Origin of the sequence: Streptococcus pseudopneumoniae (genome assembly GCF_001074975.1) — a bacterium.
In the GTDB taxonomy this organism is placed as follows: Bacteria; Bacillota; Bacilli; order Lactobacillales; family Streptococcaceae; genus Streptococcus; species Streptococcus pseudopneumoniae_D.
In genome coordinates this window covers 1-1,059 of the sequence record NZ_JUUO01000129.1, presented here as the reverse complement: position 1 = coordinate 1,059, position 1,059 = coordinate 1, and the positions used below count along the sequence as shown (strand labels likewise).

Sequence of the window (1,059 nt, the reverse complement as noted above, 5' to 3'; positions counted from 1 at the left end):
GTTGTTGTTGTTTTCAACTCTTACTATTATACCGACTTTTTGTTTTTTGTCAACTACTTTTTTTAACTTTTTACAATTTTTTTAATTTGCGTAACTTCGCCAAATTTCAAGTTCAAGTTAGTCAGCAAGCAGAAATTTTCTGGGGGACTTGTAGTTCAAGCATTTTTTAGGATAGTTATTAATCCAAGATCGATGAATGCGACTTCTTTGGGAGTCGTTTTCTTAGTTCCCTTAGGTAACCATCTACGAATGAGCCTGTTGTGATTCTCATTAGTTCCCCTTTCCCAAGAGGCATAGGGGTGTGCATAATAGATATGTTCCTTAGAAAACACATCAGACAAGCGGTTGAATTCCGTTCCATTATCTGACGTAATGGACAGAATCTTGTGTTGTTTCAAGATTAGTTTCAGAGCCTGATTGACAGACTCAGCGCTTTTATTTGGAATCAATCGGATAATCTGATGCCTGCTCTTTCGATCTGTCAAGACAAGCAAACAGTAGTTTTTCGCTCTTGTAAGTAGAACTGTATCAATCTCATAATGTCCATTCTCCAATCGCAGATTGATAGCTTCAGGCCTCTGTTCGATAGATTGACCAGCGGGTTTAAAGCTGGAACTAGCTTGTTTCTTAGCAGATTTTCCTTTTCTAGGATAAAGCAGATCCTGTTTGGTTACCCCCAATTTTCCATGATGAATCCAGTAGTAGATGGTAGAAATTCCCACGTTAACCTCCTTAGCCTTGACCATCATTTCAGGAGAAAACTTTTGATTATGATAGTGGAGAATCTTTTCCTTTAGTTCCTTGGTTAAGCTTGATTTCTTGACCGAGCGCTTGCGATTGCTTTCATAAGACTGTTGAGCATAGTCGGCAGAATAAACTTCTTTGAAGCGCCCTTTCCCAAGACATTGTCGGATTGTCTCACGCTTGATTTCAGTGTGGATTGTTTGAGGAGCTTTTCCAAGTAGAGAGGCAATTTCTCTATTTGATTTCCCTTCTTTTTTCCATCGTTCGATTAAGCGACGGCTATCGATTGTCAAATGTTTACCTTTTGTAGTATAA

1 pseudogene is annotated in these 1,059 nt (G+C 38.6%); it reads right to left on the bottom strand.

What is annotated here, in order from left to right:
* Positions 1-117 precede the first annotated feature (117 nt).
* Positions 118-1,059: pseudogene (locus ADI86_RS11445) on the bottom strand (IS30 family transposase); the annotation flags it as partial.